Source organism: Paenibacillus sp. J22R160 (assembly GCF_059692135.1).
In genome coordinates this window covers 166,446-181,884 of sequence record NZ_JCAUAU010000010.1, presented here as the reverse complement: position 1 = coordinate 181,884, position 15,439 = coordinate 166,446, and the positions used below count along the sequence as shown (strand labels likewise).

The 15,439-nt window shown below is 47.9% G+C and carries 16 protein-coding genes and 1 other annotated feature; of the genes, 1 reads left to right on the top strand and 15 read right to left on the bottom strand.

The window, feature by feature from the left end:
• Positions 1-28 precede the first annotated feature (28 nt).
• Together AC58UW_RS20640 and AC58UW_RS20635 are read right to left on the bottom strand one after the other, a co-directional pair.
• Complete coding sequence (locus tag AC58UW_RS20640; protein WP_497422488.1) at positions 29-541, bottom strand: deoxycytidylate deaminase; 513 nt, start codon at positions 539-541, stop codon at positions 29-31.
• A gap of 87 nt (positions 542-628) precedes the next feature.
• Positions 629-1,153 carry a ComEA family DNA-binding protein gene (locus tag AC58UW_RS20635; protein WP_497422487.1) on the bottom strand — a complete coding sequence of 175 codons (525 nt, stop codon included), beginning with the start codon at positions 1,151-1,153 and terminating at the stop codon, positions 629-631.
• A gap of 173 nt (positions 1,154-1,326) precedes the next feature.
• Between AC58UW_RS20635 and comER the strand changes: the two genes are divergently transcribed.
• Entirely contained in the window at positions 1,327-2,166 is an 840-nt protein-coding gene (gene comER / locus AC58UW_RS20630) for a late competence protein ComER (protein WP_497422486.1), read from the top strand.
• Between the two features lie 12 nt (positions 2,167-2,178).
• Here the strand turns inward: comER and leuS are convergent, their stop codons facing one another.
• The 13 genes from leuS to AC58UW_RS20565 form a co-directional block, all read right to left on the bottom strand.
• Positions 2,179-4,638, bottom strand: coding sequence for a leucine--tRNA ligase (gene leuS / locus AC58UW_RS20625; RefSeq protein ID WP_497422485.1), 2,460 nt, complete (start codon positions 4,636-4,638; stop codon positions 2,179-2,181).
• A gap of 63 nt (positions 4,639-4,701) precedes the next feature.
• Positions 4,702-4,939 (bottom strand) — a binding site (T-box leader).
• A gap of 69 nt (positions 4,940-5,008) precedes the next feature.
• Positions 5,009-5,770: a class I SAM-dependent DNA methyltransferase gene (locus tag AC58UW_RS20620; protein ID WP_497422484.1), complete on the bottom strand. Its 762-nt coding sequence runs from the start codon at positions 5,768-5,770 to the stop codon at positions 5,009-5,011.
• A gap of 1 nt (position 5,771) precedes the next feature.
• Positions 5,772-6,665 carry a CvfB family protein gene (locus tag AC58UW_RS20615; protein WP_497422483.1) on the bottom strand — a complete coding sequence of 298 codons (894 nt, stop codon included), beginning with the start codon at positions 6,663-6,665 and terminating at the stop codon, positions 5,772-5,774.
• Positions 6,662-7,009 (bottom strand): ribosome silencing factor, encoded by a 348-nt coding sequence (gene rsfS / locus AC58UW_RS20610; protein WP_497422482.1) that lies wholly within the window; start codon positions 7,007-7,009, stop codon positions 6,662-6,664. The genes AC58UW_RS20615 and rsfS overlap by 4 nt, the downstream gene beginning before the upstream one ends.
• A gap of 18 nt (positions 7,010-7,027) precedes the next feature.
• Positions 7,028-7,594 carry a bis(5'-nucleosyl)-tetraphosphatase (symmetrical) YqeK gene (gene yqeK / locus AC58UW_RS20605; protein WP_497422481.1) on the bottom strand — a complete coding sequence of 189 codons (567 nt, stop codon included), beginning with the start codon at positions 7,592-7,594 and terminating at the stop codon, positions 7,028-7,030.
• Positions 7,584-8,171, bottom strand: a complete 588-nt coding sequence (locus AC58UW_RS20600) for a nicotinate-nucleotide adenylyltransferase (protein WP_497422480.1) — start codon at positions 8,169-8,171, stop codon at positions 7,584-7,586. The genes yqeK and AC58UW_RS20600 overlap by 11 nt, the downstream gene beginning before the upstream one ends.
• A 12-nt stretch (positions 8,172-8,183) precedes the next feature.
• Positions 8,184-8,477 carry a ribosome assembly RNA-binding protein YhbY gene (gene yhbY, locus AC58UW_RS20595; RefSeq protein WP_497369021.1) on the bottom strand — a complete coding sequence of 98 codons (294 nt, stop codon included), beginning with the start codon at positions 8,475-8,477 and terminating at the stop codon, positions 8,184-8,186.
• A 20-nt stretch (positions 8,478-8,497) separates the two neighbouring features.
• A complete protein-coding gene (gene aroE / locus AC58UW_RS20590; protein ID WP_497422479.1) occupies positions 8,498-9,358 on the bottom strand; it encodes a shikimate dehydrogenase in 861 nt (286 codons plus the stop codon).
• A 17-nt stretch (positions 9,359-9,375) separates the two neighbouring features.
• The gene (yqeH, locus tag AC58UW_RS20585) at positions 9,376-10,491 is read right to left on the bottom strand and encodes a ribosome biogenesis GTPase YqeH (protein WP_497422478.1); all 1,116 of its coding nucleotides are present in this window, start codon (positions 10,489-10,491) and stop codon (positions 9,376-9,378) included.
• Positions 10,492-10,499: 8 nt separating this feature from the next.
• The gene (locus AC58UW_RS20580; RefSeq protein ID WP_497422477.1) at positions 10,500-10,994 is read right to left on the bottom strand and encodes a YqeG family HAD IIIA-type phosphatase; all 495 of its coding nucleotides are present in this window, start codon (positions 10,992-10,994) and stop codon (positions 10,500-10,502) included.
• A 90-nt stretch (positions 10,995-11,084) separates the two neighbouring features.
• Positions 11,085-11,864 (bottom strand): alpha/beta hydrolase, encoded by a 780-nt coding sequence (locus AC58UW_RS20575; protein ID WP_497422476.1) that lies wholly within the window; start codon positions 11,862-11,864, stop codon positions 11,085-11,087.
• A 61-nt stretch (positions 11,865-11,925) separates the two neighbouring features.
• Positions 11,926-14,157, bottom strand: a complete 2,232-nt coding sequence (locus AC58UW_RS20570) for a transglutaminase domain-containing protein (RefSeq protein ID WP_497422475.1) — start codon at positions 14,155-14,157, stop codon at positions 11,926-11,928.
• Positions 14,150-15,436 (bottom strand): DUF58 domain-containing protein, encoded by a 1,287-nt coding sequence (locus tag AC58UW_RS20565; protein WP_497422474.1) that lies wholly within the window; start codon positions 15,434-15,436, stop codon positions 14,150-14,152. The genes AC58UW_RS20570 and AC58UW_RS20565 overlap by 8 nt, the downstream gene beginning before the upstream one ends.
• Positions 15,437-15,439 lie beyond the last annotated feature (3 nt).

The window sequence follows — 15,439 nt, the reverse complement described above, 5'->3', positions numbered from 1 at the left end:
GGTTCTTCCTCTTTGCCGTTTCATTGATCTAATTCACAACGTCAGACACTGTACCTGGCGGTGGCTCGTACCCTTCCATACGGCGGAAGGTGATGCCTCTGACCGACATTAACTGGATAACTTTCTCGTGATCCTTCGGATAGCCGCGATGGAAAACAATCTCGGTCACACCGCTGTTCGCGAGCATATTGGCACAAGTCCAGCAGGGTTGATCGGTGACATAGACTGTAGATCCCTCCCGATCCTCGCGATCTGTAAATAGAAGAAGATTTTGCTCGGCGTGGATGGTGCGGATACACCGCTGCTTGCGCACCACTTCCTCAACATCATCTACCACTTTCAGTTCTATTTCTTCAACAAGCATGCACCCTGCTTCTGTGCAATCAGGCACTCCCATCGGAGCGCCGTTATACGCGGTTCCGAGCAGCTTTTTCCCTTGAACGAGCACAGCTCCGACGTGCCGTCGATTGCATCTGGAGCGTGTGGAAGCCATATAGGCGATATCTAGAAAGTAAGTGTCCCAATCTTTACGTATGCTCATCGTTAGCTCCCCTTCCCATGTGTCCTATATATTCCTTTTTTCATTTCTAGTATTCTCTCATACTTCATCTCAAAATGAAAGAAAGGACTATGATGAAATTACGTAAACAAAAGGCTTCAGCTTTTCCAATATTTTATCCCCAATGCCCTTCACCTCAGCTAACTCTTCAACCTTGCTAAATCTCCCTTTTTTCATGCGGTAGTCCAGGATTGCTCTTGCTTTGCTGTCGCCTATCCCAGGCAAATCATTTAATTGCATAAGTGTTGCTGCGTTCAAATCCAATAGACCGTGAGAAGGCGAAGATAATGGACTTGGGCTTCCTTTTAGCTTCGAGGGAGACATTTCTGCAGGTTTGCTTGTAATCGGGGCATCCGGAGACGCCTCTGGGAAAGAGGTTTCAGGAATTGCGGATGCTTTTGCAGAACCAGCAGAGGCTTCCAACGCTGTTTCCTCCCCTTCCGCAATGAGAGATTCTATTTGCGCATTCACCGGTTCAAATTCCGTCTGTATCATGGATAACCGTCCCCCTGTCACAAATGGCCATACAACAAAAACGGCAAAACAAACAACCATAGAAACATACAGAAATTTTCGATATCGAAATACAGTCACGAATTCCCTCCTAACATTGAAAATAAAATTGTACAGTAAAAAAACATGCTAATCTTTCATAATGGCTGAGAAGCATGCATATACATGAAAAAGCATCCGAATGGCATCCAAAACTGACCCCGTTCTATAAATATTAATGAAAGTGACTGATTTTTTTCGGGAGGGATTACTAGATGAAAGCAGGATTCATCGGCACTGGGAGTATGGGAAGTATTCTGATTGAAGCGTTCATTCATTCTGGGGCTTTCAATCCGGAGCAAATAATTGCAGGAAATCGAACGATTCGTAAAGTCGAGCTTCTTGCGGAGACATATCCTGGGCTTCTGGTAGCCCAATCGAATAGAGAAGTCGTGCTGGAGAGCGATATTATTTTCCTCTGTGTGAAGCCTTCTGAATTTAAAAAGGTTATTGATGAAATTAAAGAGGACTTGCTTCCCTCCCAATTCATCGTATCCATCACAAGTCCTGTGCTGATCAAGCATTTGGAAAGTCTTTTGCCATCGAAAATAAGTAAAATCATTCCAAGTATTACGAACTATGTATTAAGCGGTGCTACACTCTGTATTCATGGTAATCGGATGCAGCCTGAGGATAAAGAATGGCTTGAAAATTTATTTGCCCATATCTCGTCACCGATACGGGTTTCTGAAAATTATACACGCATCTCATCCGACCTATCCAGCTGTGGTCCTGCATTTCTTGCCAATTTTGTTCAATCCTTTATCGATGCGGCTGTTGAAGTAACAGGCATCTCTCCTGAAGAAGCAACTCTGCTTGCTAGTGAGATGACACTTGGAACAGGCAAACTGCTGACAACGGGCGGTTTTAACCCTACGACCTTGCAAAAACGCGTCTCCGTGCCCGGCGGTATTACGGCCGAAGGATTGCGTATTTTGGATGAAGAGCTTTCCGGTGTTTTCTCCCGCGTTATCCGCGCTACACACGCCAAATACCAAGAAGACCTTGAGAAGACTGAGCAACAATTAACCATCAAGCAACAGTCTTCTCAATAGTCTATTTCTTGACTAGCCTACAACGATATTCACTAATTTTCCTTTTACAACAATCAATTTGCGAACGGCCTTTCCGGCGGTCGCTTCTTTGACTTTGTCAAGATCAAAGGCGATTTTCTCCATCGCAGCTTCATCGGTGTCTTTTGAAATCAGCACGCGGTCCACAATTTTGCCGTTGACCTGCACCACGATCTCAATTTCATTGTCGACGGTCCAAGCTTCGTCATAAGTCGGCCATGGTGCATACGTAATGGACTCCGTACCACCAAGCTTCTCCCACAGCTCTTCCGCCAAATGCGGCGCTAACGGAGACAACATTTGAACAAAGTTTTTCATCGCTTCGAGCGGTAACCGCTCTGTTTTGTATGCTTCATTGACGAAAATCATCATTTGGCTGATCGCTGTATTAAACCGCAGTGCTTCGAAATCCTCGGTGATTTTTTTGATGGAACGATGCCATGTTCGTTTGAACGTATCGCTTCCAACTGTTTCATCCGCGCTGATTTTGGATTGAACTTGACCGTTCTCATCCACAAACAGTCTCCACACACGGTTCAAATACCGGTAAATTCCGTCTACACCCGTTGTATTCCAAGGTTTTGTCGCTTCCAGCGGCCCCATGAACATTTCGTAAATACGCAGTGTATCCGCGCCTTGATCGCTCACGATATCATCCGGATTTACAACATTGCCGCGTGATTTACTCATTTTCTCCATGTTTTCGCCAAGAATCATTCCTTGGTTTACTAGTTTGTGGAACGGCTCCTTCGTATGAACAAATCCAAGATCATAAAGCACTTTATGCCAGAAACGGGCATACAGCAAGTGAAGTACCGCATGCTCTGCGCCGCCGATATATAGATCAACTGGCAGCCATTGCTGTTGAAGCTCCTGTGAACAGAACTCTTTATCATTACGCGGATCGATGAAGCGCAGGTAGTACCAGCAGCTGCCAGCCCATTGCGGCATCGTATTCGTTTCGCGACGGGCTTTCATACCCGTTTCCGGATCAATGGTATTCACCCATTCCGATACGTTCGCAAGCGGTGATTCCCCTGTGCCGGAAGGTTTAATTTCATCGACTTGAGGAAGCAGAAGCGGAAGCTGGTCAACCGGTACAGGCTTCATGGTGCCGTCTTCCAGGTGAAGAATCGGAATCGGCTCTCCCCAATATCTTTGACGGCTGAACAACCAGTCTCTCAAACGATACGTGACCTTACCGCGGCCTTTGCCATTCTCTTCAAGCCAAGCGATCATGTGGCTAATCCCTTGCTCAATGTTCATGCCGTCAATAGGTCCGGAATTCACATGAGCGCCATCTCCAGCGTAAGCTTCTTTCTCCACATTGCCGCCTTGTACGACTTCAATAATCGGCAGATCGAACTGTTTAGCAAACTCCCAGTCACGTTGGTCGTGTCCAGGCACAGCCATGATTGCTCCAGTACCGTAACCGCCAAGGACATAATCGGCGATCCAGATCGGCACTTTCCCGCCATTTACAGGATTAATGGCATAGGCACCTGTGAATACGCCTGTTTTGTCTTTAGCCAAATCCGTGCGCTCCAGATCGCTTTTGCGAGAAGCCTTTTCTTGATATTCCTTCACGGCAGCCGTTTGGCCGTCAGTTGTAATTTGCTCTACAAGCTCGTGCTCAGGTGCAAGTACGCAGTAAGTCGCTCCGAACAAAGTATCTGGACGTGTTGTAAATACGGTCAGGCTCTTCTCTTCATGCCCTTCAATAGCAAATTGAACTTCAGCCCCGGTCGATTTACCGATCCAGTTGCGCTGCATATCCTTAATACTCTCCGACCAGTCAAGCTCCTCCAGATCCTCAAGCAAACGCTCAGCGTATTCCGTGATTTTCAAAATCCACTGTCGCATCGGCTTACGAATTACCGGGTGGTTACCACGTTCGCTCAGACCGTCGATGACCTCTTCATTGGCAAGAACTGTTCCTAGTGCTGGACACCAGTTCACAGGTACTTCATCTACATAAGCGAGCCCTTTGTTGTACAGCTGGATAAAGATCCATTGCGTCCATTTGTAGTACTCCGGATCCGTCGTGGAAATCTCGCGATCCCAATCGTAGGAAAATCCGAGCGATTTAATTTGTCGGCGGAACGTATCGATATTTTTCTTCGTAAAATCACGAGGGTCATTCCCCGTATCCAGCGCGTATTGCTCAGCCGGAAGTCCGAACGCGTCCCAGCCCATTGGGTGGAGAACGTTGTAGCCTCTCATCCGTTTAAAACGGGAGACGATATCCGTTGCCGTATATCCTTCCGGATGTCCTACATGCAGACCGGCTCCTGAAGGGTAAGGAAACATATCCAGTGCATAAAATTTCGGCTTATCCGAGTTTTCCAACACCTTGAATGTTTTCTTGGCATCCCAATAAGCTTGCCATTTGGGCTCAATCGCTTGCGGATTGTAGCCTTGTAATTCCTTTGTTTCTTTCGTTTCCTGTGTCATGTGAAATTTCCTCCCTGTGTACGGCTATAAGCGCCAAAAAACCCCTCATCGCTAGCGGATATCGCTAGGGACGAGAGGTTAGATTCCCGTGGTACCACCCTAGTTAACACAAGGCATACTTTGCCTGTGCTCACTCTGCCCCTTAACGCGGGTGAAACGATCCGGCTAGCGCCAACGTGCGTGGCGATTCACCATCTAGCTCCAAGGCGAGTTCACTAGTCGGACATCTACCGGCTTCCACCCTTTAACCGGCTCTCTGCGAGATGCTGTGCAAGTTACTAATCCTCTTCCAAGCTTTGTGATCATCTGATTAGCTTTGATTATATGTAAAATAATGCCGTACTGTCAAGCGGCGGGGCTCCTTATGCCTTTATTTCTTCGCAATAAAGAAAGCCCTCTCTGTCAGCTTCGTTGGCTGATCCCACGTAAAGTCAGCAGCCTTATGCACTTCACGAAAGCCTGCAGCTCGCAGCATCTGCTCCAACCAATCTAGCTCATAAGCACGCTGCTCATGCGTTTCATCAATGCGCCGGAATAGTTCCTTGCCGCCTTCCTCTTTGACAAAGATGGTCAAATCGTGCTGAATTTGAACTCTTTCCTCATCCAACTCGCTTGTCCAAATGTAGGCTACATCATCTTCGTTCAGGAAAAAGGGCTGAGACTCCGCATAAGCAAACAGCTGCCCTGGCGTATGCACATCAAACAGGAATAAACCGCCGGGCTTAAGCCCTTCATAGGTTTGACGAAAGGCATCTGCGATATCCTCTTCCTCTAGCAAATAGTTCAGACTATCACAGAAAGATAGTGCGGCATCAACCGGCTCGCCCAGCTCCCACTCCCGCAAATCCTGCTGAAACAAGCGAACAGCTCCGCTGCGCGCAAGCTGAGGATGTTCCCCTGCTTTTTGTTCAGCAACAGCCAGCATGTCCTCCGACAAATCAATTCCTGTCATGAGATAACCTTCCAACGCCAGCGGAATCGTCAAATTGCCAGTACCGCAGCCGAGATCAACAATCGAAGCCGGCTTCACGCCAAACCGGTCAAAGCTTTCTTTGACGAAACGAAGCCAATCCTCGTAAGGCATGCTGTTCATTAGACGGTCATACGTATAGGCGAATTTCTCATAGCTCATCTTAACTAGGATTCTCCTCTTTTTTCAGATAGGTCCAATCTTCCTCCTGATAAATGAGCCCGTCTTTCATCAGCTTGCCTAGCGCACGCTTAAATGCCGCTTTACTTAGGCCAAACCGCTCCTTAATCATATCGGCAGACGTTTTGTCTGAAAATGGCATCGCATTTCCAGGACGCGTCTCAAGAACACTAAGAATTTTCTCCGCGTCTTCATCCATGCCTTTTTCCTTTGGCTGCCTCATGGACAAGTTCACACGGCCGTCCTCTTCGCGAACAAACGCGACTCGCACTTCAACTAGCTCACCTACACGAAGCAAACGTGTTCTCTCCGTAGGAGCGATAAGCCCGATGACGCCGAAACCGAGAACGCCAGCCTCGCAAATAACGAAAGTTCCCATCTGCAGCGGTCTGTACACACGGGCTTTCACCCAGCGGTTGCTCCAGCTTGAAGGAGCGCGCACACAAAGTGGAGCCAGATCGTCTTCCAGAGCCAGCTTTGCAATTAAGCGGCCTTGACGGTCGTGAGCTAACGTTGCAAACACCTTGTCCCCTACTTGAGGCCGCAATTCCTCCAATTCCGGCACATGACGGTAAGGAAGAAGCAAGTTACGGCCCAACCCCATCTCTAGAAAATAACCAAATCTCGGGTGAATATCGACAACTTCGAGTAGCCCCACTTCGCCCATCTGGATTAGCGGACGTTTCATGGTAGCCATCAGCCTGTCCTGCGTATCATGGAATAAAAAGGCTTCCACGTGCTCACCGGGTTTGATCTTGCCCACAATTTCCGCATACGGTAAAAGTACATCCTGATAGCCGTCGCTCAGGAAATAACCGTTTGGCGGAACTTCCCTCGCTACCTCAAGGGTAACGAGGGATCCTGCTTCCAGTCTCATACGCGCTCCACAACTTTGGCATCGGACCAAAGTCTTTCGATGTTATAGTATTCGCGATCATCGCGGTGGAAAACGTGCAGAACAACATCTCCTAAATCAAGCAGAACCCATCTTGCCGTATCAATACCTTCGTAGCCTCTGATCGTGACGCCGTACTCATGCGCTTTCTTTCTAGCCTCGCTAGCAATCGCTTGTACTTGTGTTTCTGAATTTCCGTGGCAAATGACGAAATAATCCGCAATCAAGGAGATACCTTGCAAATTAAGAGTGACAACGTCCGCCGCTTTTTTATCCTCAGCCGCCTCAACGACAAATGCTAAAATTTCCTCTGGGTTTTTACTCATTCAATCAACCTCCATAAGTTAGGTGTTTATTTGTTGAATCAAATCATTCCGTGTCAAAATGGTAAGCGGATAAATTCGTTTTCCTTTTTCAATTAAAAAGCGAATCGTAGAATCAAAACCGGCAACTAGCGCCTTCTCCAAGCTGGTATTGGCCTCTTCGCGGATGAGCTCAACACCGGGAAATTCACGGCCTGGCTCCATATAATCCGCTAAACATACAATTTTGTCGAGCAGCGTCATCCGTTCACGTCCTGAGGTATGATACCGAATAGCATCTAGTACCTCCTCATCCTGAATACCAAATTGCGACTGGGCAATAAACGCACCAGCATGAGAATGCCAAAGCTCCTTATCAAACTCCAATAAATCCTGCGGCAATCCATTCTCGCGAATAATCTTAGCTTGCTCTTGCACAGGCCAATACTTGCAATAGTCATGTAAAATAGCTGCAAGATCAGCTTTGACAGGATCTCCGCCGAATCGATTCGCAAGGATGACGCTTGTTTCCATGACACCAAGTGTATGGAGCCAGCGTCTCTCTGGCATTTGTTCTTTTACCGCAGCGATTAGCTTCTCACGCTTCATACAATCGGTTCACCTCCATGTAACCGTTCACGACTTCTGGAACGAGGTACCGGACAGAACGTTTCTGCCCTCGTTCCTCACGAATAGCCGTGGATGAAATTTCCACAAGCGGCATAGGGACAATGGTAACTCGCGAGCGGATGTTTGCCGACATATGCGCCATATCCAGTTCGTAGCCAGGTCTGGCTAAACCGATAAAACGAATATGCCGCACGATGTCATCGATGCGATGCCACTGCGGCAAATATTGAACCATATCTGCACCAATAATATAAGCAAATTCTGTAGCGGGATATTCTTTGCACAGCAATTCAATCGTATCGATACTATAAGATACGCCGCCTTTGCTAATTTCGATATCAATCGGACGAAAAAAAGGATTCCCCTCCGCAGCAAGGCAAACCATCTCCCAGCGCTGCTGGGTAGTGGCCTTCGGCGCATTGGACTTATGCGGCGGCACATTAGCCGGCATCAGCCACACTTCGTCTAATCCTGCTTCCACCCTCGCCCGCTCCGCTGCGATCAAATGACCGGTATGGATCGGGTCAAAGGTTCCACCCATAATTCCGACAAGCATGCTTACACCTCTTTAGCTCGGCAGTTCAATCTTTTTCTTGTCACGCGATTCTTTGTAAAGCACGACGATTTTACCGATCACTTGTACGAGCTCTGCACCAGACTTCTCGGACAATTCAGTGCCTACTTCAGCACGATCTTCTCCGCTGTTGTTCAGCACTGTAATTTTGATCAACTCACGAACTTCCAGCGCTTCTTGGATATGACGGATTAAGTGTTCGTTCACGCCGCCTTTCCCTACTTGGAAAATTGGATCTACATGGTGCGCTAGCGAGCGCAAATAACGTTTCTGTTTGCCTGTTAACATTGATGTCCCTCTATTCATTCTTATTCAGCTAACGACTGTTCTACCACCTGTCTCATCGCCGCAACGGGCGCAGGCTGACCAGTCCAGTATTCAAAAGCAAAAGCACCTTGATAAATAAACATACCTAATCCGCCATGAATGCGGGCTCCCAGGGCTTCAGCCTCTCGTAGGAACCTTGTAATTCGCGGATTATAGATCAAATCACTAACGAGATGATGTTCTCTTAAAAGTTCAACCGGCATTGGAAGCTCATCCGTGTGTGGATGCATACCTGCCGAGGTTGTATTCAGAACGAAGTCCACTTCATCAACGACATTCGAAATCTCATCAAGCCCAAGACCGATCGTCCTCGTGAAAGCACGGATTGTCTCCGCCAGCTCCAAAGCGCGCTCTTTGGTTCGGTTGGCGATATAAATACAGCCTGCTCCCTCTTTGGCGAGCGCATAGGCAACACCTCTAGCGGCTCCGCCTGCTCCGAGTACAAGAACGCTTTTCCCCAACAATTCGATGCCAGTTTCTTCTTTGAGCGACCGTACGTAGCCGATGCCGTCCGTATTGTAACCGATGAGCTTGCCGTCTTCATTCACGATCGTATTCACCGCGCCAACGACCCGAGCTCCCTCGTCAATTTCGTCCAGATATTGCATAACTTCTACTTTATGTGGAATCGTTACATTAATCCCCCGATACCCCAGTGCCCGAATCCCCCGAACCGCATCTCCAAGTTCGTCAGGCCGCACATGAAAAGCAGCATAAACCGCGTTAATGTCTGCCTCTTGAAAAGCACGATTCAGCATGATGGGAGAACGGGAATGCCGAATCGGATCTCCGAAAACCCCATATAGAATCGTATGACTGTCAATCGCCCGGCTCTTCTCCATGGTTTCCTCTGGTCCCCCTATATCAATGACTCGCGTACGATAACCTTGATTCCCTTCGGTGCATGAACGGCAAGCTGTGAACCAGCTAGGCTGTTCACTTTGATCCAACCTAAACCGGAGATGAGCACATCCATTTGTTTCCCCTTTGGAATGTTAAACCCATGCTTCACAAGCGGAGGCAACTCGTCCAAGTCCGCTTCATTCGGAGGTGCAAGCATGACGCCTTTGTGATCTGCGTACAGATCATCTGCCCGCTCCAACTTCGTGCGATGTATTTGGATCGCGTTGGACGTGTAGCATGTGAACGACTGGTGTTCACCTTTAATAAAATCAAACCGAGCTAGCGCACCAAAAAACAACGTTTGTTCTTCATTCAACTGAAAGACAACCGGTTTGAGCGGCTTATCTGGCATGATACGGGCCAAATCACGTTTCTTCACAACCTCGGTTAGACGATGCAAGTGTACAATCCCCGGCGTATCTACAATAAATCGGCCATCATCAAGCGGGATTTTGACCAAATCCAGCGTCGTGCCCGGGTACTGGGATGTCGTCAGCTCCGCTTCCAAATCGCTGTAATCGCTGATTAAACGGTTAATAAGCGTCGATTTGCCGACATTGGTAGCACCGACAACATACACATCCATGTCGCCGCGGTGTTCCTGCACGGCTGTAATCACGCGATCGAAGCCAATGTTCTTCTTCGCACTGCAGAGCACAATGTCAACAACCTTAAGGTTGGCCTCTTTGGCTCTACGCTGCACCCAGTTAATGATCTTATTGGCATTTGTCACTTTCGGCAGCAAGTCAATCTTGTTGACGACAAGCAGCACCGGATTCGTGCCGACAAAACGACCCAAACTGCTGATCATACTGCCTTCAAAATCAAAAATGTCCACAATCTTCACAACTAGCGCCTTGGTTTGACCGACATGTCCCAGCAATTTCAGGAAGTCGTCCTGCTGCAGCGTGATACTCGAAGATTCGTTATAATGCTTGATCCGGTAACAGCGCTGACAAATAACCGGTTCCTTTTGCAGCGCTTCTGACGGAATAAATCCGAGCTTGCTTTTGTCTTCTGTTTGCAGCAATACGCCGCATCCCGCACAATGATTAATCGTTTCTATACTCATGAAACCTCCTAATTCTTCATCCTGGTATTCGCCCATTTCTCAATCCGCCGGTTAATTCGCGTGAAGAAACCTTCGTCATTAATGGAAATCGGATTTACCAGAATCGTGTAAAGCCCCATTCGATTGCCGCCAAGCACATCCGTCAGCATTTGATCGCCTATGACCGCTGTTTGTCTCGCATTCGTACCAAGCAGCTTCATAGCTCTGTGAAATGAAACGTTCCATGGTTTCTTGGCTCTGTGAATGAAAGGAATGCCTAACGGCTCCGCAAAGGCGGATACGCGCCCATGATTGTTATTGGACACGATGACGACCTTGAAGCCCATCTTCTGCAATCGGTTCAACCACTCTATTAACTCTGGAGTCGCATGCGGATCGCGCGCGCCAACGAGTGTGTTATCGAGATCGGTAATGATACCGCGAACACCAAATCCCCATAGATGATTGGCATCAATATCATAGATTGTATGCACGGACTGTCTGGGTACGAGCTTTTTCAGCAAACCATTTCCCTCCACTGCTTCCTCGACATATACGAGAAACTATACCATAGTGACCCGTTTGTTGCAAAAAGAAAAGAACATATTTTCCCACTAGGTACGGGCTGGGAGCGGCAGCCAGTTTAGGACATTTTGAATTTTACGGTCCCAATAGCCCCACTCATGTTCTCCAGGCTCTTCCTCATAGGTCAAGTCTAGACCCAATTCCCTGCAATAATTGCGGAACCGGATATTTTCTTCAAATAGGAAATCTTCCGTACCGCAGCACTGATATAAGCTAGGCTTCGGTCCCTTGCTAGCATTCACCTGGTCTGCCAGGTAGAACAAATCATTCTTACTGCCTTTAATAGTCGTCACATCACCATAAATCAACTTGAAATCACCTGGAAAGTTTAATGCTCGATGCGAAATATCTACGGCTCCAGATAAGCTGGCAGCCGCCGCAAATCGGTCTGGATGTGTAAGAGCCAACTTTATCGCGCCATATCCGCCCATCGACAAGCCCGCAGCATAATTCAATTCTCGTTCCTCTGCCAATGGGAAAAAGGATCTAGCAATTGCCGGCAGTTCCTCGCTAATGAACGTCCAGTACTTCGGTCCTGCCGCCATATCTGTATAAAAGCTGCGATTAACAGCCGGCATGACAACGGCTATCCCTAGCTTCGCTGCGTACCGCTCGATGGACGTTCTTCGCATCCAAATGGTGTGATCGTCTGATAAACCATGCAGTAAGTACAGTGTGGGATGCTTTGTTGTTCCGTAGCTTGCTGAGGCCATCCCGATCTGATTTTGAGCAGGCTGAGGTAATATAACATACATGGAAGCCGAAACACCCAGGGAATCTGAATAAAAGTGACAGTCGATAAAAGCCATTTGAATATGCTCCTCTCATAGGGAAAACCACCCCCCGGGAAGGGGGAGTGGCTCTCTTTGCCTATTTCATTTGTTCTTTTAATTTCGTAATCGATTGACTCACAGTTTGATAATCGGTTTCGGTAGAAACACTTTGACTGTATTTTGCTCGTTCAAACAGCTCTAGTACTGTTTCCAGATCTTTTTTCATCCACTTGCTTTGGCTTGACCACCGAGCCGTCGCTTCTCTCATCGTTTCATGCTCTAATCTTGTATAGCCCTTACGCCGGCTCATCCGCAGAAGCTTCTCGAATTCCACAATAATTTTCTGATTAAAATTAACGGCTTTCAATTGCTTTCTGTGTTTGCGCCATGTCCGCCAGTAATTGCTCTTGAGCACGAACAGGACGCCAGCAGCGATCACTAGAGCAGCACCAACACCGCTTAACGTCAACCATAACCAGCTTAAGCTTGGAGCTTGCTCAGCTTCTTCAGGCAGTGTAACCGGATCGCTCTCCGTGGAGAGATCAACAGGCGGTGGCGTCTCTTCTGGAAACACATTCGGAAGCGCAAAACCGGAAGTTGGCTCAAAAGGTATCCAGCCGAAGCCTTCAAAATACACTTCAACCCAGGAATGAGCATCCGAATTCCGGACTGTATAAGTGCCGGCAGCGTCAGCATCGATGTCTTCACCCAACTGACTCAAAATACCAAGTTCACGCATCTGCTCAGAGGCTGGTGAAGTTCCTGACGAGTAGCCCTTAACCCAACGGGTCGGAAGCCCGATTGAACGAGTTAGCACGGCCATCGACGTGGAATAATAATCACAGTACCCCTGTTTGATTTCGAACAAGAAACGATCTACAAAATCTTTGCTCTTCCCTTTGCTTTCGTCCGGTGTGTTCGTATACGGGTAATGCTCAGACAAATAAGCCTCAATCAGCTTGGCCTTATCATAAGGATTAGTCGCTGATTTGGTGATGTCAATCGCAAGTTGTTTGACACGTTCCGGAAGATCCGCTGGTATTTGCAAATACTCCGCCCATTCCGGTTTGTTCGTATAATCACTCTTCACCTCGCGCAGTTGCGCTACATCCAAAATCGGCTCCTGAGTAATAATGGCATACTCTTTGGGGTAACTCGTTCTGCCTGTATAGCGCAGCTCCGATTGCCGAGGCGACCATAGAATTCGCTGGACCTGATTCTCACCTTGATTCACTTCCACCAGACGCTGGATGGCATAACCACCGAAGAGAACCGGAAAGACATCCTCTCTCTGCATGACAACGGTTTGTGTGACTTCCTGCGTTTTCAAAAGTGAGAGATCAAACTTTGGATCAAGAGACAGTGTATTCAGATTAACCCGATTCATTGGAAGCTTTTTCTCATTCGGACTAAGCTCCCATCCTTTTCCATTATATTGCGCTCTCGTTTCGCCACGGAAATATGTGCGTTTGCTCGTTTCTACTGTCATTACAGGTGTGTAATCAAATTGAAATCCTCCGCCTAGCCGACTGTCATCCCTGCTGTAGCCCGATGAAGTATCAGCGGTAGACGCTGTGACACTGACTCCTTTTCCTAATAGAGGTACGGTTTCTCCCCTACTCACTTTGTAAGCCGTATAAGGATCAGTTAGAACCGGTTCTACAGTAGGAGCCAGTATCCCAACAAGCGTAATAACACCCACGATCAGCCCAACTGGAAGCAGAAGCGATGAGGGATAATCGGTAATCGTCTCCCAAATAACAGGTGCGCGTTTCTTCAGCTTGGCGAAGTGACGAACCATCAGCAGCGAAAATCCGCAGAAGATAACCATTGCTACTTGCGGCCATAGGAAAATTGTGCTGAAGGAATCTCGTACAGCAAAAAACAAAATACTGACAGCAATGAGTACGAAGACCCGAAGCCTTGATTTCACTGACCACATGGCAAACAAATAAGTGAGCCAAGCAATTAAGCTAAACCAAATGTACGGCTCTAACTGACCTGCGTTTAATGCGATCCATCGGAGTGCGCCTTTCCAAGTCGTCACTTGTACAGCAACGAAATGGTAACCCATCCCAATGACGTGAAGAGCAATAACCAATCCAAACTGAATGAGTATGCGCCAGAAGCGGCGAAGATGCGGAATCAGATAGGTAACCGCCACTAGGCTTAATGTTCCTGTGACAAAAACGACTGTTTCAGGGAGCCATAAGCCGTCTTCCTTCATAATCCAAATCACAAATTGATACAGAAAAATACCTGTAAGAAGGGCACTTAGGCGCTGCTCCCAATCGGTAAAAACAATTCTTTTCCAGAATGAGCTAAGCATAACGTTTCGCCCCTCCCAACAGGTTAGGCAAGTCCGTTAATTGACTAACCTCATACCCCATATAACCTTGTGAGCGAATCGCCTTAACCCAATCGTCCTTGGCGCTCTCCTGAACCGCACCCTGCAGTTTGAAGGCATGCGAAGGTTCCGCATGAATCCACATATGGCAGGGATTCATTTGAAGATGCTCGAGCTGCGTCAGCACCTGCATCATGACAGATCCCTTTTGCGGGGAAATAAGCACAAAGAAGCAGCCAGCGGGCAGTTCCCGCGCATGTTCTTTTAATATTTGCTGCAGTGAGTGAAAGCCGTCAGCTTCAACCCCGACCAAATGTTTTAAAATATGTTTGTGGTGATTTTGACTTTGTTTCGGTTCAAAATAGGTGGATTCTTTCCCGATCGATAGCAATCCCAGCGCTAAGTCGCGGCCGGACCCATAGCGGAACAAGGATGCCGCCACAGAGACAGCAAGCTCAAATTCAGCAGCGTCACCATAGGCACGAGCCGTCCGGTCCAATAAAATGATCGTTTTGGGCAGTGACTCCCGTTCGAACTCCTTAGACTTCCAAGTCCCCGTCTTCGCTGTTGCATTCCAGTGAATGCGGGATAAGCGATCACCATAAATATATTCACGGACACCGTTAATTTGCGTTGTTTCCCGGTGCGCCCTTGTCGTCGTGGAATGATGCTGCATGCCTTTGAGCATTTGATGAAATTGCGCCCATTCCCGAATGGCCACGGTTTGTGGATACACCGTAATCGATTGCTGCAGTTCTAAGCGGCCCTTGTGCTGAAAGAAGCCAAAGATATCCTCGGTCAGACACTCCGTATCACCAAACCGGTAATACCCCCTTCGCAGTGGAGGCGTGCTGTACAGCAGTTCCCCTCTTCGCTTCCAATCGGGGATCAATGAGCCTTCAAAGATGGTTTCTTCTCCGCTCTGACGAATGAACTGATCTTTGATGATCATATAAGGAATCGGCCAAAAACCAGGAATTTGCACACCGATGCCGATTTGCAGCGATTGACCCGCTTCAAGCTGTGCGTCCTGCCCTGGAATGGAGAGCTTTCTCGTTCCTTGAGCACGCCTGATGCCGCTCCAGTTGCCCGATAGCAAATAGATCGACAAAAGGGTGATGATAATGAAAAGCATGGAGGCCAGCTTGCCTCCTTGAAACAGCATGAAGAATAAGCTAGCTGTGAAGCAGCCGATCAGTAGCCATAAAGGAGCCGGAAACCGGGGACGTTCCCCGAATCGTTTGAATACCGGTCGAGTCATAGG

Bases quoted from the DNA above. Each gene is read 5' to 3' on its own strand.
- AC58UW_RS20620 (WP_497422484.1), bottom strand. From the start codon at position 5,770: ATGAGCTATGAGAAATTCGCCTATACGTATGACCGTCTAATGAACAGC.
- leuS (WP_497422485.1), bottom strand. From the start codon at position 4,638: ATGACACAGGAAACGAAAGAAACAAAGGAATTACAAGGCTACAATCCG.
- comER (WP_497422486.1), top strand. From the start codon at position 1,327: ATGAAAGCAGGATTCATCGGCACTGGGAGTATGGGAAGTATTCTGATT.
- yqeK (WP_497422481.1), bottom strand. From the start codon at position 7,594: ATGAAGCGTGAGAAGCTAATCGCTGCGGTAAAAGAACAAATGCCAGAG.
- yhbY (WP_497369021.1), bottom strand. From the start codon at position 8,477: ATGTTAACAGGCAAACAGAAACGTTATTTGCGCTCGCTAGCGCACCAT.
- AC58UW_RS20640 (WP_497422488.1), bottom strand. From the start codon at position 541: ATGAGCATACGTAAAGATTGGGACACTTACTTTCTAGATATCGCCTAT.
- rsfS (WP_497422482.1), bottom strand. From the start codon at position 7,009: ATGAGTAAAAACCCAGAGGAAATTTTAGCATTTGTCGTTGAGGCGGCT.
- AC58UW_RS20570 (WP_497422475.1), bottom strand. From the start codon at position 14,157: ATGCTTAGCTCATTCTGGAAAAGAATTGTTTTTACCGATTGGGAGCAG.
- AC58UW_RS20600 (WP_497422480.1), bottom strand. From the start codon at position 8,171: ATGCTTGTCGGAATTATGGGTGGAACCTTTGACCCGATCCATACCGGT.
- AC58UW_RS20565 (WP_497422474.1), bottom strand. From the start codon at position 15,436: ATGACTCGACCGGTATTCAAACGATTCGGGGAACGTCCCCGGTTTCCG.
- aroE (WP_497422479.1), bottom strand. From the start codon at position 9,358: ATGGAGAAGAGCCGGGCGATTGACAGTCATACGATTCTATATGGGGTT.
- AC58UW_RS20575 (WP_497422476.1), bottom strand. From the start codon at position 11,864: ATGGCTTTTATCGACTGTCACTTTTATTCAGATTCCCTGGGTGTTTCG.
- AC58UW_RS20615 (WP_497422483.1), bottom strand. From the start codon at position 6,665: ATGAGACTGGAAGCAGGATCCCTCGTTACCCTTGAGGTAGCGAGGGAA.
- yqeH (WP_497422478.1), bottom strand. From the start codon at position 10,491: ATGAGTATAGAAACGATTAATCATTGTGCGGGATGCGGCGTATTGCTG.